The sequence below is a fragment of the Flavitalea plasmicola genome (genome assembly GCF_030546645.1).
GTDB lineage: Bacteria > Bacteroidota > Bacteroidia > Chitinophagales > Chitinophagaceae > Puia.
Genome location: NZ_JAUOTO010000005.1, coordinates 564729 through 589084 on the forward strand (window position 1 = coordinate 564729; position 24356 = coordinate 589084).

General features: G+C 48.2%; 21 protein-coding genes. 15 read left to right on the top strand and 6 right to left on the bottom strand.

Annotation, left to right across the window (positions count from 1 at the left end):
* Positions 1-40: 40 nt before the first annotated feature.
* Together Q4E93_RS20675 and Q4E93_RS20680 are read left to right on the top strand one after the other, a co-directional pair.
* Complete coding sequence (locus Q4E93_RS20675) at positions 41-3280, top strand: SusC/RagA family TonB-linked outer membrane protein (RefSeq protein ID WP_303588477.1); 3240 nt, start codon at positions 41-43, stop codon at positions 3278-3280.
* Between the two features lie 188 nt (positions 3281-3468).
* Positions 3469-3966, top strand: a complete 498-nt coding sequence (locus Q4E93_RS20680; protein ID WP_303588479.1) for a DUF4143 domain-containing protein — start codon at positions 3469-3471, stop codon at positions 3964-3966.
* Between the two features lie 159 nt (positions 3967-4125).
* Here the strand turns inward: Q4E93_RS20680 and Q4E93_RS20685 are convergent, their stop codons facing one another.
* The 6 genes from Q4E93_RS20685 to Q4E93_RS20710 form a co-directional block, all read right to left on the bottom strand.
* On the bottom strand, positions 4126-4443 hold the full coding sequence (locus tag Q4E93_RS20685; RefSeq protein ID WP_303588480.1) for a hypothetical protein: 318 nt from the start codon (positions 4441-4443) through the stop codon (positions 4126-4128).
* 348 nt (positions 4444-4791) lie between these two features.
* Positions 4792-5049 (bottom strand): hypothetical protein, encoded by a 258-nt coding sequence (locus Q4E93_RS20690; RefSeq protein ID WP_303588482.1) that lies wholly within the window; start codon positions 5047-5049, stop codon positions 4792-4794.
* 865 nt (positions 5050-5914) lie between these two features.
* Positions 5915-7753 carry an ATP-binding protein gene (locus Q4E93_RS20695; protein WP_303588484.1) on the bottom strand — a complete coding sequence of 613 codons (1839 nt, stop codon included), beginning with the start codon at positions 7751-7753 and terminating at the stop codon, positions 5915-5917.
* Positions 7754-7756: 3 nt separating this feature from the next.
* Complete coding sequence (locus Q4E93_RS20700) at positions 7757-8986, bottom strand: hypothetical protein (protein ID WP_303588485.1); 1230 nt, start codon at positions 8984-8986, stop codon at positions 7757-7759.
* A 310-nt stretch (positions 8987-9296) separates the two neighbouring features.
* Positions 9297-9635, bottom strand: a complete 339-nt coding sequence (locus Q4E93_RS20705; protein ID WP_303588486.1) for a hypothetical protein — start codon at positions 9633-9635, stop codon at positions 9297-9299.
* 53 nt (positions 9636-9688) lie between these two features.
* The gene (locus tag Q4E93_RS20710; protein ID WP_303588487.1) at positions 9689-10855 is read right to left on the bottom strand and encodes a hypothetical protein; all 1167 of its coding nucleotides are present in this window, start codon (positions 10853-10855) and stop codon (positions 9689-9691) included.
* Between the two features lie 153 nt (positions 10856-11008).
* Between Q4E93_RS20710 and Q4E93_RS20715 the strand changes: the two genes are divergently transcribed.
* The 13 genes from Q4E93_RS20715 (at position 11009) to Q4E93_RS20775 (ending at position 24315) form a co-directional block, all read left to right on the top strand.
* On the top strand, positions 11009-11593 hold the full coding sequence (locus tag Q4E93_RS20715; RefSeq protein ID WP_303588489.1) for a Crp/Fnr family transcriptional regulator: 585 nt from the start codon (positions 11009-11011) through the stop codon (positions 11591-11593).
* Positions 11594-11857: 264 nt separating this feature from the next.
* Positions 11858-12196, top strand: coding sequence for a DUF4134 domain-containing protein (locus tag Q4E93_RS20720; RefSeq protein WP_303588491.1), 339 nt, complete (start codon positions 11858-11860; stop codon positions 12194-12196).
* 10 nt (positions 12197-12206) lie between these two features.
* Positions 12207-12542, top strand: coding sequence for a DUF4133 domain-containing protein (locus Q4E93_RS20725; protein WP_303588492.1), 336 nt, complete (start codon positions 12207-12209; stop codon positions 12540-12542).
* On the top strand, positions 12527-15655 hold the full coding sequence (locus tag Q4E93_RS20730; protein WP_303588493.1) for a TraG family conjugative transposon ATPase: 3129 nt from the start codon (positions 12527-12529) through the stop codon (positions 15653-15655). The genes Q4E93_RS20725 and Q4E93_RS20730 overlap by 16 nt, the downstream gene beginning before the upstream one ends.
* Positions 15656-15666: 11 nt before the next feature.
* Complete coding sequence (locus tag Q4E93_RS20735; RefSeq protein ID WP_303588494.1) at positions 15667-16221, top strand: hypothetical protein; 555 nt, start codon at positions 15667-15669, stop codon at positions 16219-16221.
* A gap of 54 nt (positions 16222-16275) precedes the next feature.
* Positions 16276-16914, top strand: coding sequence for a hypothetical protein (locus tag Q4E93_RS20740; protein WP_303588496.1), 639 nt, complete (start codon positions 16276-16278; stop codon positions 16912-16914).
* A complete protein-coding gene (locus Q4E93_RS20745; protein ID WP_303588498.1) occupies positions 16911-17546 on the top strand; it encodes a TerB family tellurite resistance protein in 636 nt (211 codons plus the stop codon). The genes Q4E93_RS20740 and Q4E93_RS20745 overlap by 4 nt, the downstream gene beginning before the upstream one ends.
* A complete protein-coding gene (traJ, locus tag Q4E93_RS20750; RefSeq protein WP_303588500.1) occupies positions 17533-18519 on the top strand; it encodes a conjugative transposon protein TraJ in 987 nt (328 codons plus the stop codon). The genes Q4E93_RS20745 and traJ overlap by 14 nt, the downstream gene beginning before the upstream one ends.
* Positions 18520-18521: 2 nt before the next feature.
* Positions 18522-19139 carry a conjugative transposon protein TraK gene (traK, locus tag Q4E93_RS20755; RefSeq protein WP_303588502.1) on the top strand — a complete coding sequence of 206 codons (618 nt, stop codon included), beginning with the start codon at positions 18522-18524 and terminating at the stop codon, positions 19137-19139.
* Positions 19140-19337: 198 nt separating this feature from the next.
* Complete coding sequence (traM, locus tag Q4E93_RS20760) at positions 19338-20927, top strand: conjugative transposon protein TraM (RefSeq protein ID WP_303588504.1); 1590 nt, start codon at positions 19338-19340, stop codon at positions 20925-20927.
* A complete protein-coding gene (locus tag Q4E93_RS20765) occupies positions 20914-21261 on the top strand; it encodes a hypothetical protein (RefSeq protein WP_303588506.1) in 348 nt (115 codons plus the stop codon). The genes traM and Q4E93_RS20765 overlap by 14 nt, the downstream gene beginning before the upstream one ends.
* A complete protein-coding gene (locus Q4E93_RS20770; protein ID WP_303588508.1) occupies positions 21236-22354 on the top strand; it encodes a relaxase/mobilization nuclease domain-containing protein in 1119 nt (372 codons plus the stop codon). Before Q4E93_RS20765 ends, Q4E93_RS20770 begins: the two co-directional genes overlap by 26 nt.
* Positions 22351-24315, top strand: a complete 1965-nt coding sequence (locus tag Q4E93_RS20775; RefSeq protein ID WP_303588510.1) for a YWFCY domain-containing protein — start codon at positions 22351-22353, stop codon at positions 24313-24315. The genes Q4E93_RS20770 and Q4E93_RS20775 overlap by 4 nt, the downstream gene beginning before the upstream one ends.
* Positions 24316-24356: the final 41 nt, after the last annotated feature.

Consider the following 24356-nt stretch of genomic DNA (forward strand, 5'->3'; position numbering starts at 1 on the left):
CATTCTCCCCGGTTTGTTCACAACCCGTCAATTCCAACCAATGACTAATTGCAATCACCGGAGTCCGGTGGCGGTCTATCGAATGCTGTCATTCGTATTGCTGCTATTGATCTGCCTGTCTGGAAAAGCACAGCGGGATACCAGTTTGTATCTCCCGGGCGGAATAATGTCGTACGACGCGATCAAGGAATGCATCGCCCGCCAGACAGGTTACGGATTGGACCTGGAAAGTAAGGTCTTCGCGGGACGTTGTATCTATATGCCTGTAGGGAAGAGCTCTTTGCTTCGTATCCTGCGGTATTGTCTGGGGCGGCTGAACATGATCTTTAAATTCGAGGGCAACACTTTCTGGCCTATTCCACGTCCAGTGGGTCTGCCGGATGCACCTGAGCCAATCATTCAATTCCGGCTGGTGGTGATGAGCGACTTCGGAGAGATCCTGGCCGGCGCAACCGTGCAGATGGATGATGGATCGGTCTACCAGGTGAAAGATAATGGGACACTGGACATCCGGGCCTATCGGGTGCCTGTCCTGGTGGGCATCTCCTTTGTCGGATATAAGCCACAGTTATTGGAGGTGAATGAAAGCAAGGAGATCGTTGTCCGCCTGCAGAGGCAGGACAGGATACTGGACGAAGCCATTATAAGAGGATATTACGTAGAAACCCGTCGACTTTCCACGGGAAGCTGGAGCTATGTCGACAGGCGTATCCTGGACAGGCGGGTCACCAGCGATTTCTCCGGATCATTATCCGGCAGGATCGGCGGACTCCTATACACGCAGACCAGCGGCGTGGCCGGCGCCTCCTTCAAGGCATCTTTGCGGGGGCGTAATTCCATCATGAATGGCAACGACATGTTGTATATCATCGATGGCGTGCCTTACGGACCCGGCAATCAATCCCTTGGTAATAATCCATTGGGCAATTCCGCGGGATCGCTGAGCTCACTCTCATTGCTACCCATCGGTGACATTGCAGACATAAAAGTATTGAAGGATGCGGACGCCACGGCCATCTACGGGTCCAAAGGCGCCAATGGAGTGATGCTGATCACCACGCGCCGGGGTGCAGCCGGAAAGTGTCGCGTGGACCTGGACATCAAGGTGGGATATAGCCAGGTGACCGTCCGACCAAGCTTGCTGCATTTTTCGCAATATTCCGCCGTGCGCAGGGAGTATTTACGCAACATGGGCCTTCCGCTGGACGGAATACAAGCGCCCGATCTGAAATTGTGGGATACAATGCATCCTAAGGATTGGAGCAAATGGGCCATTGGCGGATTGGGATTCAGGGCTGACGGACATGTGTCGGTCTCCGGTGGGAGCAAAAACAATACTTATTATGCGGGAGTGGGTGTATTGGAGGAGACCAATGTATTTGCCTCCCATCCCGCGCATACGGCTTTGAGCGTGGATGGAAGGTTCAGTCATTGTTCGGGTGACCGGCGTCTCCATTGGGAGATCTCCGGACAACTGGTGCGGGATAAGAATGAGCAGCTGAATGAGGATGTCACGCGTGCCCAATTCTTTACTCCAGTGGCCCCGGATCTATGGAAGGATAGCAAACCCGTTTTCCATGCGCCTGGCGCCAGCTTCACCAGCCCGCTGTATTACACGGGAGGCACGTATGGGGCGCATTTACAGCATGCGCTTCTCAGCGGGGCCATCAGGCGGCGTTTCTTCGATTCATTGATGTTCCGGATAACCGGCGGCGTCAACAAGGTGCGGGCAAATGAACATAGTATTCATCCGCGATGGAACTTAAATCCCGATGAAGATACAATGAGCAGCAGCTCTTGGGCCAACACACGCTATCTCAGCTGGATCATCGAACCACAGCTGGAGTATACCCTGAAAAAAGGCGAATGGATTTTCAGCGGCCTGGCGGGCAGCACCTGGCTGGGGCTGCATACGGAAGCGTCCAGCGTCCTGGCGCAAGGGTTTGCCAATGACGCCCTGTTACCCTATCCTTCGCTGGCGGACACTATTATACCCGGCCATAACGGGACCGATTATCATTACACTGCGGTTTTCGGTCGGCTCCATGTCAACTGGCGCAACCGATATCTTTTCAATTTCACGGACCGACGGGACGGCAGCAGCCGATTTGCCAGCGGCAAGCGATACGGAAATTTTGGGGCTTTGGGCGTGGCGTGGGTTTTTTCGGAAGAGCACTTTTTCGATAGTCTACGCTCCGTCGTCAGCTTTGGAAAATTAAGGGCCAGCTATGGAGTCACAGGCAATGACCAGATCGGAGGAGGCAACCATTATTTACAAGCCTGGGCGCCCGGAGCGGCCATCACTTTTCAAAATACGCCGGGTACCCTTTCTCCCGGGCAACTGAATCCGGCTATTTCCTGGGAGCAGGTGAAGAAACTGGAGATCGCCCTGGAGGCTGGACTATGGGATAACCGCTGTTTATTCACGGCCAGCTGGTACCGCAATCGCAGCGATCATCAGCTGTTGCCCGACCGGTTACCCTCCTCTACCGACCTTCTGCGATTGCTACAGACATCCGTTGTCGTGGAAAACCGGGGTTTTGAGTTCAGTCTTGTTTCCCAAAACATAGATCACCGGGCGTTTGGTTGGACCACTGCCTTGAACGTCAGCTTCCCCCGCAATAAGCTGGTGACCTTCGGCGGGTTTACGGGGATGCCCTTTGTCAAACAACTGACACTTGGCAAGCCATTAAGTGCATTACGCACCTTCCATTACCTGGGGATCGATCCCCTGACGGGGCTGTATGTCACCAGCGCAGGCAAGTACCCGGCAGGGTCGCCAGACGTCACTTGTTTCGGGGGGATGGAGAATGTGATTCGTTATAAACAGTGGGAGCTGGCAAGCTTTGTGGAAGGAAGGGTACAGCGCGGCGTACGTTATGAGATGGGCATTTTGAGCGCCCAGCCGCCGGGCATCGCCGGGTCCTGGTACAACAACCAGCTGACGAATATCGCCAGCCGATGGCGGCATCTCGGTGACAATGGTGTTTACCAGCAACTTTCTTCCAGCGACAGGGCTATGGATGCGCTTAGTCGCTATACCGGCAGCGACGCGATGCTTACCAATGCTTCTTTCATCCGGCTGAAAACCCTGTCCCTATCCTATGAATGGCCTGCCAAGGCCCTGCGGAAGATGCCTGTCAAGGGAATAAAAGTGACGCTGCAGGGGCAGAATCTTTTTACCGTGACACCGTATGAGAATGGAGATCCGGAAATACAAAGTGCGGTGGTGTTGCCGCCGCTACGGACGGTGGTTGTCAGCTTGCAGGTGAGGTTTTGAGTGATCTTGCCAGGATTGCTGGTTATATATATGTAAGCCAACTATTTATGTAAAAATTCTGCAATCAAACCCTGAATTTCCTCTATCACTTATCTTAGTTTCATCTTTTATGCAACGGCATTTTTTACATATTTGTCTTTCTATGAAAGATATAATTGACCCTTGAATTTCATCAATTAGATTTGTAATTGCAGGCATGGCGAGAACCCTATCCCGATCGGGCTTTAAAACATGAATGGCTTTTCTTTGGTGAGGTACAGGCTGCACTTGGCTGCAGATTAACAGTCTCCGGATATCCACCATTTGTCAGGTATTCCTGGAAAGATGCAATTAGCGCACTATACGGGCAAAACAAGGGGCTACTCCTGGAAAATGCCCTGTTTTTGGAATTGTACCGCAGATTTGGAAACATATATAATCAAAGCATCTTCTATTATACTAATGGTGTAGCCGAGTGCGATTTTATCATTTATGCTGAAGGCGCTACAACGTTACCTATTCAAGTATCATGGTCACTTGCTGACCCAATTACCCGGCAAAGAGAGCTACGGGGATTACTAAAAGCCTGTGAATACAGCAAGGTTAAGGAAGGCTGGATAATTACTTCTGATGAAGAAGATGAATTTGATTTCGAAGGTGTGCAAGTATTGGTGAAGCCAGCTTGGAAATGGATATTGAGAAAATGAGATTGCAATAACACCCAATAAAATTACTTTTAATGACCCGGTTTGGATTCAAATCTCAATTGAATTAATACCTGATCTAATGGAGGAGTTACTAAAAGAAATTACAATAGTTGCCAGCTTCCAGGTGAAGTTCTAAGTGCCCGGAAGCCGGCAACCGGTTTAATTGTGCAGGTAGAGATAGGACGAAGGCCAGACATTATGGGGGACCACATTATTGGTGTAGCCCTTTGCCAGGATGGTACCCCCGAAAGGATTGGTGTCTACGTACTCGCCGGTGAGGGTCTGCAGGCGGGCAATCTCGTCCGCCACCGTATTGAACGCGTCGTAGGTGTCGCCGCTGGCCATGTAGTAATAGTAATGGGTGTTGTCCCCCGATACAACTGCGAATCTGTTAGCCTGTTTGCCAGTAGTGAAGGCGCTGAGCATGATGAGCCATGCGGTTGCCATAGCAACCTTTCTAAAGGATGAAGGTTTCATGATTGTTGGTTTTTATGAAAAAATAAAAAATGCAGCTTCGTCAGCAGGGGTCAGTTTCCGGAAGTGGGGCGGGTTATCGTTGAGAAAGATATATGAATATAAATTATTATTTGTATAGATAGAAACCATTGAGTGGTTTTTTAGATGGGGTACATGGTTTTGTTGATGATATGCTAAGGGTAGCCATGAACAAATGCCTCTATAAATAACACAAGGAATCCGGAAATATTCTTACGGACGTGTGAAAATAAAAGTTGATTATAAAGTGCCAAGGAGGGTTGTGAATACTTACGTTCAGGGAGAGACCGGGAATAAATCGAAGGTCCCCTACTGCCAATGATAACTGCGCTAATCGACAAATACGCTGCTAAAGGTCGTCGAACCTGCAGGCTTTTGCCAGTCATCACGAATATAAAGACCAATGCATACTTGAAAAAGGCCGCGGAAATATGCTGGATCAATAAGAATCTTACCAAATGTATCACCATTTTCATCATAAAAGATGGAATACCCTAATGGGGACAATTGCCGGGCAATACCCCTGGCGAGGAAGCGTTGTTCGCCGGCAAAAGTCAGTGCGGCATCATAATTGGGGTTTGGTTTCATGCTGTTAAGATATGAAGAAGAAAATCACAAAAAAACGGGTGTTTTCACCTTTTCGTTTCTCCATCCAAGACCCATTCACCGGCTATTCCTTTTGCGATGAATTTTTTTTTGGAAAAATCGAATAGTTAAGATAGATTCAATCGCGTTCGATTAAGAGCAAGTCCTTTTTGAGCTGAAATTTACCACTGACAAGGAATCAGTATGGGAACAAACATTTATTGATCCTTACATAATTTAATCGGCATTATATCTTGCTATGGCTCCGCATGAAGTGGCAGAAACCTGATTTGTATACAACGTTAGTTTAGCAGATCCAGGTCCAGGAGACGTGACATAATAACATTTTATCGTCTGTCCACCCGAACTGGCTCCGCCCTTTGTAGCAAAAGGAGCTTGCAGGCATTTGTGCACGTTGGGCTGCATGCCGGAATAGTACCATAACCTTGTTGAGGGGCTCCGATGTGCTCTTACGACGATCATACCAGAAATGGCGAGCAAAGTAGTAGTAATGCCTGAAAAAGCTTCTGAACGTTTCACAAAAATATAATAAATGTAGTGATTAAAGTTAGTTAGCCTTTAGTCCCATGATGACACGATCATTCCATCATGAGGCCTCATTTACAAAATAATGTACTTGCATATACCAATCAATCTACTTAATGTTCTGTTTCAGGAATTCCCGTCAAAATGGATTCAGTCCTCATGCCTGATCGTTTCAAGACGTTCGAAGAAGGTATACGTCTGTATCCAGCTATTTCCAACAGTATCCTTCGCGGGTGAATATCGGGGCCCTGGAAGATTGTGTGCGCCTTTGCCCTTTCCTGATTGTCTTATGCACTACTATTTTGGATTCCTCCAATTATCTTTATTTCCACTTGTCAATAACCCGCATCGTTTTGTTGTCCGGTTCAAATTGCCGCTCAATAGCTCCAATATCTATCATTACCGGAACCTGCGCAGACAGTCCGGCCAATATACAGGTGCCGGTGGGTAAGATGGGCAACGAATCAAAGGACAACCGATCTAAGTAGGAAACCGACCTTTCGACTGCATGGATGTCATTGTTGTTGATCAGCCGGTGCAAAAAGAAGTTGTGTAACTGGGATATGATCGTTGCAGAAATGTCATACGGCCGCTGGCTGGCTATTGTCAGGAATACGCCAAACTTTCTACCCTCCTTAATGATCTCTTCAAACGTCTCCAGTCGATAGTCCTTCCAGGTCTCACTTTCCCGATCGGATGTGGAAGACAGGATATTGTGTGCCTCGTCAATAATGATATTTAGATACTTGTCTTTCTGATTTTCCTCCTTTTTTGTTTCATACAATTGCTTACAGATGATCAATGGCAGCATTTTCCGCATATGAATGTTGACGTCCCGGAAAGAAATTACGGTAATATTTTTTTTGGGTTTTACGTCCTTCACCTCGATCACCTTTCGGAGATCGCTGATCCTGGGACCGATTCGCTTGAGCAGCGGAGCCAGGTGTTCGCTAGACGAAAAGCCGCTAATGATCTCATGGTGGTATTGCAATACAATCTTCAATCTTATCTGCGTCAATACATCGGAGTTGATTTCGGCGATATCCAATTCATCCAACACCTCACCAACGTAGGGAATGGCGTCTTTGTCCCAGTGTGCCGCTCCAAACCTATCCGTAAAATAATAGACATTGCTTTTCGTATGAAACTGCAACCTTTCCCGTAGGGTGCCCATCACTGCATTAAGATTGTTGCTTTCTATGCAATCCCCGACATTATTCAACAAGTCGATCACCACTCCGGACTTCAGGTTCTTATCTTCCTTGTCGATGACCTTGGCTATCAGTTCCTTTATAAATCGTTGCAATGCCTCACTCGACGCGATCTTGTCATCCAGCCACTCGTTGTTGATCGACCGCTTCAAGAAAGGCGTCTGCGTCTTCTCCGTAGCTTCCAGCAACAAGGCCCAGAAGCCGTAGTCATTAATAAGGGATTTTGCCACCGGAATCTTGTCCTTTGCCTTCCTTGTATTCAAGCTGTAGATATTCTTATACGTCTTGCCAATGATCGCGTCTTCGGCAACGTATTCGCCATTAAAGTCGAGAAAGTAAAATTGTGCGTTCTGTTTAAATTTCGCCTCGTCGCAATAGAGCTTAAACAGCTCCCGATACAGCTTTGCGAGCGTATACGACTTGCCGCTTCCCGTATTCCCAAAGATGCCGATGTGGCTGGCGAATAAATCGTTCACGCCAACCGTGATCTCCTGCTCCCGTTCATGGGTCAATGTGCCTATTGCAATCGGCACATCGCTGGTCTTTATGAAATTATGGACGGAGTCAAATTCTGCTTTCTCCAGCAGGAAACAATCGTTATTGATTAGTGGCAGCTCTTTTATGCCCCGTTCAAAGCCCTTTCGGCTCAAAAACCCCAGCAGGCTGACTTGTAGGATCCTCTTGATCTTTTTCTTTTCACTGGTATAATTCTTTTCTGCATACATCTTGTCTTCGATGATGAACTCGCCTTCTACTTTTCCAATGATGGAGGTAAATCCCTTGGTGATCTTTACATAGCTATTGACAGAAATGTTCCGGAGCAAGGTGCCATTATAAATCAGGTGGCTGCTGTTTTTGGTTTTATCCACTTCCACCTTCACCGTTCTTCCTTCTACGGAGATAACCTTTCCTACCTTAAAGATGGAGTCCTTTTGTATAGCAAGGTGCATGCGTTAGAATTTAAAGTCCCGTTTAAATGTAACCCGATCCAACAGCGGCCTGAACAGATAATCATTCGCTTTTCTCAGGTCAAACCCGTCTTCCGGATTGATCAACTCGACGTTTGGCAAATATTCTATATACCGCTGATCTTTCTTCAGATTTTCCTGGATATCCTTCGCTGCATGCGTATATGCGCAAATAAATACCTTCAGGGTAGGATTGGATTTAATCGCCCGAAAGGTGATATCCCGAATATGCTCGTCGGCCATTGAAAAGCCCATGACTACCAGAATGGAATTCTCCTTTTCCAGCTCATTAGCGTACATTCTCAGTATCTCATAGTAATTCTTATTGAAGGTCGTGTCTCTGAACTTGTCTTTTGTTGGATTAACGACCTGCAGCTTCTCGTATCTGTCTAAAAAATTGATAGCGTCTGGAAATTCCTCGAGCTTGTCAGCCTCACGCTGGATCTCCAGGAGGGTTAAATCCCTTTTTTTTCGCTTCCACATGTCGTCATTTAAAGAGAGAATATCCAGCAGATCAAGCCCTTCGAGCGCTTCTTCGACCTTCTTTATCCCTGCCAGACTGGTAAATAAGATATTTCCTCTTCTCAACTGCCAGGTTACCGAACCATGTATCTTGAGTATATTGAAAACCGGTATTTCCGAGATGTTATCATACTGCAGGCTCTTCTGGTAATACGACTTCTTAAAATTGCTTAAACTGAATCGTTTGGTAAAGATTCCATTAAAGCCATCGTTGTATTGAAGATCCAAATCCTCGATGACCTTCTCCATGAAAATGTCAATATTGGTGGTAAACAAATTAACTTGCTTGCTCACAGTGTTACTGCGCCTTAGATACAAGATGCTATTGAGAATGCTGATAAAATCTTTATACGCCTTATAGGTATTATTCAGGATGGCATCAGGATCAATCCCTTCGTCCAGATATTCGTTCTTATCCGGGACAAAGTCTCGTAATTGAATGTTGCCTTGCATAGATGCGTTGAAATACGCCTTGTATAAGGAGGCTTTAATAAAGGTCTTCGCTTCTTCTTCGAGGTCTACATTCTCCAGTTCTGTCAGCCAGATCTCAATCGATCCCAGTGTACGGAAGTAAGGACAGGACAACCCTGAACCGATCAGAAAGCTGATATTGGCGTCCTGGAAAATGTCTTTGAAATTATCAAGTTTAGGTAGTAGTGGGTTTTTAGGCTCTTCAGCCAACAGATCCTCCATTCAAGACTAGGTTTATGGGTTAATGGTTCTGGTTCTTTGCCAAATTTACATAAATGATTAAAATTACGCACCCGAAACATATAAAACACCGAGCCGGCCTATGATTTTATGGATGAAAGGACTCTTTCCTTGGTTTAAAAGAAAAGGTTTTTTATGCAGCATTTCTCCTTACTCCTCTTAGTGGGCGGGCTTCCTATCTATCTCCGTGTTCCCATCACATTGGACTGGCGCGTTATTTCTTCGTTTCACCGAACCCCATTCGGTCATCGCGTGAAAGATAGGCACAAGCGTGATACCGTCGATCAGTGGCTCAAGGCTTGCGGCCAAAACGGCGAAAGGCCTGGATGGTCTGGTAAAATCCATAGGCAATAATGATCCGGGAGACGAAATCGATGAAGTAAGAAATTGGAGATAGTGTGAGATAAGAGTTGTTATTACAGGGACGGAAAAGGAATTCGGTTTCGTAGAATCGAAGGGGGTTCATAAATTTAAGGAAAGAGGCTATAAGGCGAGTGTCGAGTGGCGATACTTCCCGGGGGAATTCTGTGGAGGAGAAGAGCAAGACATTATAAAAGAGAAGGCCCGTGCCGAAGGAAAATATGACGCCTCGTATCCAGCTGCGGCCGAAGTCATTCGACCATTTGTTCATCCAGAGACTGACTTTGGTGAAGCTAAATGTTCTAAAACCATCGGGAAACCATCTTAACTGATGGTAGTGAGCTCCGCCTCGCGAGCCTGGCACTCTACGGCCCTGGCCGTATCACCTTGCCGCTGGAAGGCGGTGCTGAGTTGACCAAAAACCAACTGCTCCTGGGGATACTTTAGACAATCTATATCAATCGCTGTAGGGAAGTCTGTCTGCGCGGCAAAGATCTTAGTCATTTTACTATTTTCAAAATGAAAAACTGCTTTTTTAAAATCACATAAAATGAAGTCCGTTTCTCCGAGGTCACATTCATAGAACATCAAAGCTCCGGCTTCCGGGATATGGATTTCTTTTAGCGAAATAGTCCCGGTATTAATGACTTGATGGAAGTCCATATAATCGAGAATAACCCTGCGAAGCTGGATGTTGCAATCCTTAGCTGTTTTGCCAATCAGGTGGAGAACTGCGAATTTAGTATTGGAGATAAGCACATTTTTGATGTTGGCTAAGAACAGGTCAGCGAACCTGATCTTACAATCTTCCATTTTATAAAGGTTCAGCTCATCAGTTAATCTTGTAAGTTTAAAAGATTCAACGATGCTTTTGGAAAGATGCAACAGGTGGTTCACCTTGGCGCGGGAAAATTCAATGTTTGCAATGTCGCTCTTGTCAATATAGATATCTGAAATAGAAACTTCAGAAAAAATAATACACTTCAACTTGCAGGATTGACAATTTAGGGCACCGGCGCCCCGTATTAAACGTATTTCTCCGCATCTTTCTTTCTCTTCTATGTTTAGGTGAGAAATGCTCATCCTGCATTGAGTGAAGAAACTAATATCCAATTTATCCCTAACCACAATATTCGTTAACTCCTGATCGTGGTCCATTGCCATGCTGCAAGAAGATTGAAACTCAATTTTTCCGCTGAATAGAATCTTTTCGGAAGATGTAAAGAATGCCGGATTTTCAAAGATGCAGTCGGAAAAATGAAGAGGTCTGGTGAGTCGCTTATTATCAACGTTGACAACTTCTTCAAAGATACAGTTTTTGAAAATAAGGACTGACAGATCATGATGTTGTACTGTTTTATCGTTTAGATTCACTGAATCTATAATGATCTTATCTGATATCAACACCTCATGAGCATCAACGGTTTCATTATGTTCGAATAGCATCTGTTCGATCCACTTAAAATTGACAAACTCTCTGTTTTGTGGCATAAAATGAGGGAATTATTTTGTCAAGGTTATGAAATACTAAGAATAGTTATCCGTGGCATCCTTCAGGATGGTATGCCGGCAATATAAGGGAAAATATGTATAAGAATTCTGGTAAGGTTTTTGCTATTCGAAAAACGATTAAACCTTATCGTTATGGAACAGCTATTTATCTTATTCAATGGTATTGAGAAAATGTCTCCCGAATTGATAGCGCATCTTAAGAAGATCCTTAAGAGAAAGCTAATCAAAAAGGGAGAATTCATGCTAATGGAAGGGCAGACCAGTAATTACATCTATTTTCTTGAATCGGGACTGGTGCGCATCTATCATGTCGAAAATGCAGAAGTTACATCCTGGCTTCTTCCTGAAGGGAATATTTTTATGTCCGTCTCTAGTTTCTTCCAAAAGCACCCGTCTTATGAGAATATTATCGCTCTGGAAGATTGCGTCTGCTGGTGCATTTCATACAGGGAGCTGGAAGAAACATTGGAACTCTTCCCGGAATTTGAGATACATCATGGTCGGATCCTGCGTAATTATTATAGCTTTTCGGAACTACGGAGATTCAGGCTTGCCAAGCAAGACAAGTTGGAGCGCTACACAATGCTTGAAGAAAAAGAGCCAGGGCTGCTGCAACGAGTATCTCAGGAAATCCTTTGTACCTACCTGCAGATGTCGTTGAATTCGTATAAACGAGCCCGGGATGAATACTATGCTTATAAAAGAAAAGGAAAATAATTCAAATAAACAAGGCCTCAGGGCCTTATTTTGTTTTTGGGCTTTATAGAATTTTATTTAATAGAATAAAATTCTCTAGCCAATGTTACACTTCATCACCTGGGCCGCCTTTGCCCGGACAGTCCTTGTTTTGACCATCGCATACTACGCCGCGATAGGCCTGGTATTTTACCGAAAGGAATTGCTCCGCTTTTTGCGTCGACGACGATGATGGTGGGCAATGCGTTAGTGTGAACCTATTCCTCTCATTTAAACTTTATTCTTATGTATTCCTTGCTTATAAAGCCTTGCAAAAGGCACTCCTTCTTTTTCCTTTTTCTTACCACGACAGCCCTGCTCTATCAATTCACATCGTATGCCCAGACAGCAGATGGAAACAATGGGTTGAGTCAAGCTAACACAATGATCCGCAGCTACTTCGACATATCTACCCAGTTGCTCTATGGGGTCGGGGCTCTTTTAGGGCTTTGCGGAGCCGTGCGTGTATTCACAGCGATGTTGGCAGGTGAGCAACGCTCCAGGAGTGAGTTAGCTGGCTGGTTTGGCTCCTGCGTCTTTCTCGTCATCGTCGCCTCTGTCCTGAAATCCTTTTTTGGCATTTAAAACAAGGGATATGCACACCTTATACCAGGTACACAGACGTGTAAATACCCCCATCGAGTTAAATGGCCTCAAAGGACAGTATATCCTTTACGCCGGAGGGACCGTCTTAGCCGATCTTTTCCTATTCGCCATTTTGTACATCGCCGGGGTGAGCAGCTGGGTCTGCCTGGTGCTGTGTTTTGGAATGGGCGTCTTAGGGATCGGGACCGCCTATCATTTCAGCGGCCGGTATGGCGTGTACGGATGGCGAAAACAACAAATGGCAAAGCAATTCCCCAAAGCTTTACGCTCCGCAGGCCGGAGCCTGTATGCACAACTAAAAAACAGACAATGCAACACAGTATAGAAGAATTCCTGCACATCGGGGAGGTGGCGAAAGATCACCTTGTCAGTAAGCTGGGGGATATCACTTATGGCTACAGGATCATAAAACCGGGACTGTTCACCCTATCGCCGGAAGGCTACCATCAATGGTGTAACCGTGTGTTGAAAGGACTGGAGGTCCTGCCCCCTGATACGATCTTACATTTTGTGGACAGATTCTGGCAAATAAGCTGGCAGGGTAATTTCGAAAATGGGTCGGATGGATTACTTGCCATCAGCAGTGAACGGCATCATCACGAGCGCCCCTTCATGGAGCAAACCAGCTATCTCTACATCACCCGGCGGCCGAAGCGCCGGCGGGTCATGACCCGGAAAATGTTGTTACGTAAGCATTTTTCCCCCCAGGATACCCTTTCTTCACAGGCAAAGCAGGAGCTGAGGGTCAAAGTGAACCAGTTCATCCAGATCCTGACAGACGGGGGCCAGGTGAGAGCGGAGTTGCTGGCAGCCGAAGACTTCACAGGCACCCCGGAGAAGCCGGGCCTGATTGAGGAATATTACCAGCTGATCAAGCCGGGGGAGCGGCGCGAGCTGCGGGATATTGAATTTGGGGAAAAGGTGCGCATCGGAAATAATTTTTGCATGTTCCATAGCATCGCCGATCCGTCCCATCTGCCTGCGCAGTGCAGGCCCTGGGTGGAATATGGTCCTTACTCTACGGAACATACTGCTTATCCCATCGGCAATGCATCCTGGCTGGGCGCATTGGTACCACGTAATCATATTTACAATCAGATCCTGATAAAGGAGGATCCAGCAGAGGTCCGGAAAAAACTGGAGCGGAAAAGGCGGTTGTTGCAGTCCTTGTCTGCCCATTCCCGCGAGAATGCCCTGACCTGTGAGGCTGTTACGAAATTCCTGGACGAGTCAATGGCAGGCGACAAGCAGATCGTCAGCGCCCATTTCAATATCCAATCCTGGACCAACGATATCAGCGATGTACCGGGAATGTCCGACGAGGTCAGCACTGCCATCGGAAAAACCGGGGCTACACCCTACCTGGAAACTGTCGGGGCGCCACAGCTATGGAGCGCCAGTGCGCCCGGCAATGCAGCCGATCTTCCGCCCGAAGAGACCTACTTTATGCTGGCCCACCAGGCGGTCTGTATGCTCCTGCCCGAGACGAACTACCTGGAAAGTCCTGGTTTCAGAGGGGTGCGGCTAGGTGACCGGCTCCATGGCCGTCCCCTGCAGGTGGACCTCTCCGACGAACCCAAACGGATGGGATGGATCGTTAACCTCAATAAGATCGTCATCGGTCCCTCTGGTAGTGGTAAATCCTTTGCGATGAACCTCCTGCTATACTGGTATGCCATGCAAGGGTTTCACATCGTCATCGTGGACATCGGCAATAGCTACCGGGGCCTTTGTGAGCTGGTGGGTGGATATTATTTCACCTATACGGACGCCCATCCCCTCTCGTTCAACCCTTTCAGGTTGGGACCGGGAGAGATCCTGGACACCGAAAAGAAGGAGAGTCTCAAGGCCCTGTTGCTAACCCTTTGGAAAAAAGAGGATGAGGCTTTTATCCGTAGTGAGTACGTGGCGTTGTCCAATGCTGTCCAATTGTACTATGGAAAGTGGGCGGCAGACAAGGAGTTGTTCCCCTGCTTTGATAGCTTTTACGAATTCCTTCGGGATGAATTTGTGGCAATACTGGCATCGGACAAAGTAAAGGCAAAAGACTTCGACCTGGAGAACATGCTGTATGTGCTGCGACCCTTTTACAAAGGAGGTGAGTTTGACTTTCTGCTGAATGCCCGGGAGCAACTTGACTTATTGCAGCAACCCTTCGTTGTTTTTGAAATTGACAATGTCAAAGACCACCCGATACTTTTCCCGGTCGTCACCATTGTCATCATGGAAGTGTTCATCGGCAAGATGCGCAAGTTGCCTGGGCTAAGGAAGGTGATCATCATCGAAGAAGCCTGGAAAGCCATTGCCCGGCAGGGAATGAGTGAATTCATGCGCTACCTCTTCAAAACAGTGAGGAAGTTCAATGGGGAAGCCATCGTCGTCACGCAGGAAGTGGAGGACATCATCTCCAGTCCTGTGGTGAAGCAGGCCATCCTGAATAACGCCGATTGCAAGATCCTGCTGGACCTGAATAAATACCGCAACAGGTTTGACGAGCTGCAGCAGGTGCTGGGACTGACGGATATGGACAAGGCGATGGTGCTGTCGCTCAATCAGCACCGCGACCTACAGCGGAAATACAAGGAAGTGTTCATCAGCCTGGGTACCAGCTGCAGCAGGGTATACAGGGTGGAAGTCTCCCTGGAAGAGCACCTCACCTTCACGACAGATGAGACGGAAAAAGTACGGGTGCAGGAGTTTGCCCGCAAATATGGAAGTCTTCAGAAAGGGATCGCCGTCCTGGCGGCATCCATCCGGGATGGGTCGGTGAAATGGCTGCTGATGGGAGCAATGATGCTGTTGTCCATACTGACACCCTCCAAGACCCAGGCGCAATTCCCCATTGCGGAGATAATCAATATGGCCGTCAAAAGAGTGATTGTCGCTACCGACCTGGCCATCCAGCGCCTGCAGACGCAGACCATCGGCCTGCAGAATGCCCAAAAATCCCTGGAGAACATCATGCAGCTGGAAAGGCTGACGGACATCGCGGACTGGGTGCGGCAGCAGAAGCAACTTTTTGCAGGCTATTATCGTGAGCTCTGGGAGGTGAAGAACGCTTTGACCAGCTACCACCGGGTGAAGGACCTCGTGGAACAGCAGGCACAGCTGGTAAAGGCTTACCAGAAGGCCCTCTCTCTCTTCAGACAGGACCCTCATTTCAGCGCGGAGGAACTGGAACATATGGGCAAGGCATATGGGATCCTATTGGACCAAAATATCCGGAACGTAGGGGAGCTGACCAGTGTGGTCACCGGCTTTGTCACGCAAATGCAGGACGGGGACAGGCTGGCCATCATCGACAGGCTGTGGGAGGAGCTGGATCAGCAACGACGGGATTTCCTGGACTTTACGCAAGACAATATCCTGCTGAGCCTGCAACGGAGTAAGTCCCGACAGGAAATCCGGTTTATTCAAATACTTTATAACATTCATTAAACCAATTATGTATGAAAAAGAAGGAAATTAATAAGGAGCTTCTAATGAAGCAGGTAACTACTCTGGAAGCCGCGAAAGCAGCTTTAAAAGAGGAATGCGACAACGACGAATCGACCATGGATCTGGAGGCGGTCGGGAAAATTTTGGAAGAGAAAGAGACAGATCTTTATCTCACCAGCTTAGGTAATGTCAAGCCCATTTATCTGAACAATTCGGATGCCCGGGCCGGATACGGGTTTGCAAAAGCTAACATAGAAATGGCGGCGGAGGAATTAGCTGCCTATGAAAAGAGCCCCTGGCTGAAGAAGGATGAGATCGTTACGCTGAGGTCGCGGCTGGAGAGGTTGCAAAGCACTTTGCAACAGACGATAAAGGATATACGGCTCCTGGTCACAGATGGGAAAGTGACAATGAACAATAACGACAGGCTCGACATGCTGGCGGGGATCGAGGAGCATGTCGAGATCGCTGGAAATTATCTGCTTGCAATATTCCGTGAGACTAATGCACTTATAGCAAAGAGACAGCAGCAGAAAGCCAGGGAGGAAAAGTTAGAAACGGCCTGAATTGAAAAAGGTGACCTTCTCAACTATTGTATAACATGTATTAAACACTTTTTTATGAAAATATTCATATTGATCACTATCTGCATTTGCTGCCTGGGCATTGGCGCTTACTGTCAGACTTTTTCGGAATGGTTCTTTCAGAAAAAAACAAGGATCCGGCGCTTGCAGCAACAAATAGCTGCACTGGAAACCTTAAGTGCCACACTCAAAAAGGGATATGCCCTGGCGGAACAGGGGGTGGATTCCGTCCGTATCCCGGAACGGGAAGGGTTGGTAATGGACGATGATTTCCTTACTCATCTCAGAACTGTAAAGCCGGCCTTTAAATATGGAGCAGAAGTAGTGTCATGCCATGAGTTGGTACGCGTCATGGAAAAGCGCCTGGAACGATGGAGTGAAACATACGCTCAAAGCCCCTGGCTCAAACCACGGGAAAGCGATCTCATTTGTGGGGTAATGACAGGGATTATCAAAACGGCGAATTATAGACTGGACCACCTGCATCAATTGATCAGCGACGATCAGATGGAAATGGAGGATGGGGCACGATGGGATGCCATCAAGGAGGCTGAAGTCGATATCAGAGCCACTTATGAGCTCAGTAACCGATGTATCGCGGCAAGCGGGCACCTCATCGAATTCAGGGAGCAGCAAGCTGCCAATGACGCCTACCTCAAATCCATTTTGCAATGAAACGGGTTGCCTTAATAGCATTGCTGTTCGCCGGATGCACGATGGCACCCTGCCATGCCCAATCCACTGCCGATGCCATCAAACAGCTGTTGCTGGATGTCCAGAAGTTGCGGGATCTAAAGTCTATTCTCCAGGAGATGAAAAATGGGTACGAGATCCTGGAAAAGGGCTATACGGAGATCAGGAATATTGCTAAAGACCGTTTTGACATACATAAGGCCTTTTTGGACGGACTTTTAGTCGTATCACCCTCTGTGCGCAACTATCACCGTATCGGGGCGATCCTGGATGCAGAGAACAACCTGGTGCGGGAGTTTGATCAGGGACGCAGACAGGCCTATGCCGGTGGGCTGTTTACAGGACAGGAACTGGGATATTTCGAGCGAATGTATGCCACACTCTACAGACACAGCCTGCAATCCCTGGACGAGCTGACGATGGTGATCGCGGATGGGGCACTGCGGATGTCCGATGCCCAGCGGCTGCGTAGCATTGACCGCGTGTATAGAGAGATCAACGGGCAGTTGAGGGCCTTGCGGCAGCTGAACCAGGACACTGCGCTGCAGGCGGCACAGCGGCAACACGAAAAAGATGAACTGAACTTTTTAAAACTATGGTATGATAATCCTTGATCTTCCTGCGGGCGGAGTGGCTGACGGGATAGGAGGCCTGCAGACTGTTCTGCAGAACGTGTACAGCACCATGATGGTGCATAGCAGCGAGTTGACAGAAATAGGACAGGGCATCGCGGGTTTTGCCGCCATATGGTTTATAGGGGTGCGGGTATGGCGGAATATAGCGCGAGCCGAGCCGGTGGATGTCTATCCACTGCTGCGCCCCTTCGTCATCGGGTATATGATCATGCTCTGGCCCGCTGTGCTGTCGCTGATCAACGGGGTGATGTCACCTACAGTGAGTGGCACCGCATCCTTAGTGAAAAATAGTAACCAGGCTATCACCACCTTATTACAACAGAAAGAGGAAATCCTCCAGAAGAGCAATGACTGGCAGATGTACATAGGGCCGGCAGGCAGTGGCGACCTGGACAAATGGGAAGCCCTGTCGGGACAGGCGGACTCGGGCGTATTCTCGGGGATCTCCAACAGGGTGAGGTTCGAGATGGCGAAGATGACCTATAACATGCGCAATTCCGTGAAAGTGTGGCTATCGGAGATCCTGCAGATGCTATTCGAGTCAGCATCGCTGTGCATCAATGTGGTCAGGACTTTCTTTCTCATTGTGCTGTCCATCTTCGGTCCATTGGCCTTTGGCCTCAGTCTATTCGACGGCTTGCGACATTCCCTGGACAACTGGCTGGCGAAATACCTGAATGTCTTCCTATGGCTGCCCGTGGCGAATATCTTCGGGTCCATCATCGGGCAGATCCAGCAGGAGATGATCAAACTGGACATTGCCCAGGTGAGCAGCACTGGACAGACCGTATTCGGACCTACGGATACCGCCTACCTCATCTTCCTGGTGATGGCCATTGCCGGCTATTTCACTGTACCCGCCCTGACCAACTATATCGTAAGGGCCAGCAGTGGGGGCGTCCGGTATGTCTGGGGCGGTATGACCCATCAATTCATCAGTAAAATGACATGATCATGTATGACAAAGCAAAAAACCTCGACACGGCCTTTCAGCAGCTGCGCCAGTTCTGTATCCTCTGGATGCTGGTGTGTAGTGGATTGTCACTGTTCGCCCTATATAAGACTTTCGCCATTCTGCAGGCTTCTGAGCGTAAGGTGTATATCCTTTCGTCCGGGAAAATACTTGAGGCCCTGGCCGGCGACCGCAAAGAGAACCTGCCCGTGGAGGCGAGGGACCATGTACGCAGTTTCCACCAGTATTTTTTCACCCTGGACCCGGATGAGAAGGTGATCAATGCGAATATCGGCAAGGCTCTCTACCTGGCGGATGGATCGGCGAAGCGGCTGTATGACAACCTGAAGGAGAATGGCTATTACGCGGGCGTGATCTCAGGGAACATCAGCCAGCAGGTGACGGTGGACAGTGTTGCGGTGGACATAGGCAGCTATCCTTATTATTTCAGGTGCCAGGCGACGCAGAGGATCATTAGACCTACAAGCATAACCACCCGCAATCTTATGACAGAGGGATGGCTGAGGAACTGCAGCCGCAGTGATAATAATCCACACGGATTCTTAATTGAACGCTGGAGAACCCTAGAGAACAAAGACCTCAAGGTCGAAGCCCGCTAAATAAAATCCCGAAGAACCGTAGGTAGCTATATGCCTGAAGCTCGCCTTACATTGGGCTAGCGCATTCAGCCACAAAAGCCCAATAGCACTTCACGCTCAGCACAGAACAAATGCTCAATGGTACCCAATGTACAGCGACGGAAGGCCATATAGCTACCGAAATAATCACTTAAATAATCCATTCTTAAAACATTTACTATGTCTTTCAAAGATTTAAAATTCCCCTCAAAAGAGGAAGCGGCGGAGCCTATGCATTCCCCGGAATTCCTCCGCAAACGCAAAGCCTTCATGATAATGCCCATATTTGGACTCCTCTTCCTCGCCCTGGCCTTCATATCCATGGGCGGCGGCACAAGCACAGGGGACAAACAACAGTCCGCTAGCCAAGGCTTCAACACAGAACTACCCGGTGCAAGATTCGACAAGAAAAAACCAGCCAGCAACAAGCTGGAGTTTTACAAACAGGCCGACCAGGACAGCCTTAAGAGAAAGGAATTCCTGCGGCAGGACCCCAACTATCACAGAATGGGAGATAGCCCCATCCTGGAAGATCCAAGACAGGGAGAATTGCAAAAGAAATTGGACCAGCTAAAAGAAGCAATAAACCAACCTGTGATTCATTATCCCGAGCCGGTCGCACCTAAAATAACTTCCTACACCCCTTCTTTACCCCTAGGACCCCGCCATATACAACCTCCCTCCGATGAACCCGAGCCCACGGGTACCACAACCACGGACCCCGAACTGGAAAAGCTCAATGGCATGCTGGATAAGATCATAAAGATCCAACACCCTGAAAAGACAGCACTGGAAGCTGAAGCCAAAGCCTGGGGAACAGCCGACACACTATCGGGGGCTGACACGGTGGCTAATAGTTTGCCTGCTGTTGTACAGGAAGATCAAATCCTGACTGCCGGTGCTACTATTGCCTTACGGCTAACGGAATTATCAAAAATCAACGGAATTTCATTCCCAAAGGATCAACTGGCCTATGGGGTAGTATCCATCAACAATGACCGGATGCTGATCACCGTCAATTCTATCCGGAGGGGGCAATCTATCTATTCCACCGCCTTGCAGGTATTTGATATGGACGGCCTACCCGGCATTCATATCCCTGGCGACCTGGGAAGGGAGACGGCCAAACAATCCGTTGACCAGAGCATCAATTCCATGGGATTAATGAACCTGGACGCCTCGCCTGCGGCGCAGGTGACCAATGCCGGGGTGCTGGCGGCGAAGTCCTTGTTAACCCGTAAAGTGCGGCTGGTCCGAGTGGCGGTGCGTGCGGGGTACCAGGTGTTGTTGCGCAGCACCAAAGCAAAAATACAGATCGCAAACACACAGCATGCTGCTGATAGTGTAATCATTGCCCCTGAACCAGGTACATTCATTCCTTTCCTCCACCGGACCATCAGGCATGAAAAAATGGAGCTGACGCTGCAGGGCGTATACCTGCGTGACAGTCTCTTATGGTTGAGCCTGCGGCTGGAGAACCATTCGCCCATTGGATATAAGCCGGAATATATACGCTGGTGCATCCGGGATCGCAAGCAGCAACGAAGGACAGCGATCCAGGAGTTGCCGTTGAAGCCAATGTATGTTTCGCCGGTGGAGGTCCTGGCCGGGGATAGCAGCCGGATACTATTGGCGGCTTTCAGGCCTTTTGCAATACCACATGATAAGGAACTGGTGTTGCAACTGGCGGAAGGTAATGGAGCCAGGGAACTGGTGATGGAGATAAGAGGGAAGCAACTTTTAAAAGCGAAAAATTATGACACGCCGTAAACGAAAGAAGGTGATTACCTATAGGCTGGAGGTCGCTGTGTCCAAAGAGGACCTTGAGAGGGTAAAGAAAAGATTGGCCAACAGCACTTGCCGGAACCTTACCGAACTTGTCCGAAAATCAGTGTTGGGGAAACCTGTCATTACTTTCACCCGCAGCAAATCCTTCGACGAATTTATCGAAGAAGCAATAGCCCTTCGAAAGGAGATGCAGACCGTCAGGCAAACCCTTCCATTTACGCCGGAAGGTGAAATGCGGCTGATCGCAATACAGGCAGAAATTAAAACTTGTATCAATAAAATATTCGACCATGTTAGCCAAAATAAAAGCAACTAAATTTATTCGGGCTGCGCTAAATTACAATGAAAAGAAGCAGGCATTAGCAAAGGCGCAATGCATTGCAGCCGGGAATTTTGTGAAGGATGTGGATGAGTTGACTTTTGAAGATAAGCTTTACCATTTTCGGCGTCTTACTTCTCTGAATGAGAATGTCGCTCACAACGGCCTTCATATTTCAATAAATTTTCATCCTGAAGATAAGCTCTCTGACAAGGATCTGGTACAGATAGCCACCACGTATATGGAGCGCATGAAATTGGGTCATCAGCCCTATCTGGTTTATCGTCATTCGGACGTAGCTCACCCGCACGCGCATATCTTGACAACCACCATCCAGAAAGACGGAACACACCTGAACCAATACTTGAATTACGTCCGAAGCAAGTCCATTACAAAAGAGCTGGATCAATCCTGGCATCTTGTCCAATCCCAGGAAAAACACACAGAAAAAAAGACTTTACGTCAGGCGCTGAAAGTAAAGTATGGCGAGACGGCGACCATGCCGGCCCTAAGCAATGTCCTGGACAAGGTGTTGCCACACTATGAGTATACTTCGCTGGAAGAGCTCAACGCCGTCCTGCGCCTCTATAATGTAGAAGCGTACCGGGGCAAGGAACAATCACATCTTTATCAACATAGAGGGATGATCTATTGGGTCTTGGATGAAGACGGACGCAGGACAAGCACATATATCAAGGCCAGTCTTTTCAACAGTAAGCCGACCCTGGACAAGCTGGAAAAGAAGTTTGAGCTGAATCTCGCAGAGGCGCAGCGCCAACAGCACCGTCAGCGGGTGACGGCCAATCTCGAATGGAATCTGGCTAGAAAGAACATGGACCTGCCTTCGCTGCAAAAAGCGCTGGAAAAGGAACGTATCACGATGGTATGGATGGAATCTAAAGAGGGGAAAAAACAGAATATTTTTTATGTCGACCACGAGACCAGAGCTGTTTTTGACGGCAACAAGCTGGGTGAGCGCTATGATGCCACTGCCCTCCATGAGCGGTTGGCACCCACGGCAATGCAGGAAGAAAAGCAGGCATTAAACCACCGGCAGCGGCATCATCACACCATCATGCATGATCTATGAATACCATCAACAATACCCGCGACTATCGAATGGTCTTCGATCTCTGTCTGGCAGTCAGCGTTTTCCTACTGCTCCTGCATAGCTATTATTATTGTAGCCATGCTTTTTTAATGTGGCAGCTAATGCCAGATGCAGCCGTAGAAATCCTGGTAAAGATCCAAAAGACAGGACTTTTTAGAAATATCTATTTTTCGAAAATAGGGTCCCTTGTTTTCATGGCATTATCGTTAATGGGTCGTACGGGACGGAAAAGTGAAAAGGTCCAATGGACCACCTGCCTGGTGTACATCCTTATTGGCGCAGTGATCTACTTTCTCAGTAGCACCCTGCTACAGGCAAAAGCTATTGACCCGGATATAGGCTATATGGTTGCGAGCGCCGCGGGATATATCTTATTTTTAATAGGCATATCCAGACTTGCACGTCTCTTACCTTCATACTTTCGGGGAAACGACCCTTTCGGACAAGCGCAGGCCGGATTCCCCCAGGAAGAGCGGAAGATCACGGCGCCTTTTTCCATCAATCTCCAGGCTAAATATACATTCAGAGACCGGGAAAAGCGAAGCTGGATCAATATTGTCAATGCCCGTAGAGGGATCCTGATCATCGGTTCACCAGGATGTGGCAAATCCTGGTTTATTATAGAGCCTTGCATCGGGCAATTGATGAAAAAGGGTGCGGCTCTGTTCATTTATGATTTCAAGTCGCCTGCATTGACGCGACTGGCTTACAACTTATTCCGAAAATACAAAGACCAATACCCGCCTGCGACCGCATTCTACTCCATCAATTTTTCAGATATCTCCCGGAGCCATCGTTGCAACCTGCTGGCGCCATCTACTCTGCAATGGATGTCCGATGCGCTGGGCGTCAGCAGGACCCTGCTCTACAGCCTCAATAAGACCTGGATCCATAAACAAGGGGAGTTCTTTGTTGAGTCGCCGATCAATTTCCTGGCAGCTCTGATATGGTTCTTAAAAAAATATGAGGGCGGGCGGTTTTGCACCCTGCCGCACGTCATCGAGCTGGCGCAGGTGAGCTATGATAAGCTGTTCAGTATCCTGTCCCTGGAGCCCGAAGTAAGGACCCTGATCAGCCCTTTTGTCGGGGCATTCCAGGATGGGATCATGGATATGCTGGATAGCCAGGTGTCTTCAGCTAAGATACCGTTGGCCCGGCTGGCTTCCCCGGACCTGTATTATATCCTCACCGGCAATGACTGCAGCCTGGATATCAATGATCCGGCGGCTCCCAAGGTCCTTTGTTTAGGAGGCGACCCGCCGCGGCAGGAGGCCCTGGCGCCTGTATTATCCCTCTATATCGACCAACTGAACAAACTCGTAAATCAGAGTGGCAAATACCCCTGTGCCTTGATCTGCGATGAATTTGCCACCGTGCGGGCCTTTAGCATGAATGCGACCATGGCTACGGCCCGGAGCAATAATATTGTGCCCATCCTGGCCATCCAGGACATCAACCAGCTACGTACCCAGTACTCCCGCGAAGAGGCCGATATGATACTCAATATTGCCGGTAATGTCATTTGCGGCCAGGTGGGTGGTGAGACGGCCCTGAGGATCAGCGAGCGGTTTCCCAAGATCCTGCGGGATCACAAGACCATCTCTACGAATAGCAATGATACATCCTTCAGCCATTCCCAGCAATGGATCGAAACCATCACGCCAGCCAGGGTAGCCACGCTTTCTTCCGGGGAATTTGTAGGCGTGGTTGCGGATGATCCGGATAAGCCGTTGGAGCTGAAGGCATTTCATGCGAAACTTATACGGGAGGCTACCTCGTCTAAAAATGACCCATTGCCTCTTGTCCGGGATATTTCTGTAGAGGAGATCTTGCAGTTATTTCAAGGGGTGAAATCAGACATTGAGGTACTGATAAGTGATGAAATGCAACGGATGGTGACAGATAATGATTTGAGAGGTTTCCTGGTAGGAAACTTTTAAGATATGTCTTTTTTCATGAATGCGACAGGGAGGATCCGGTG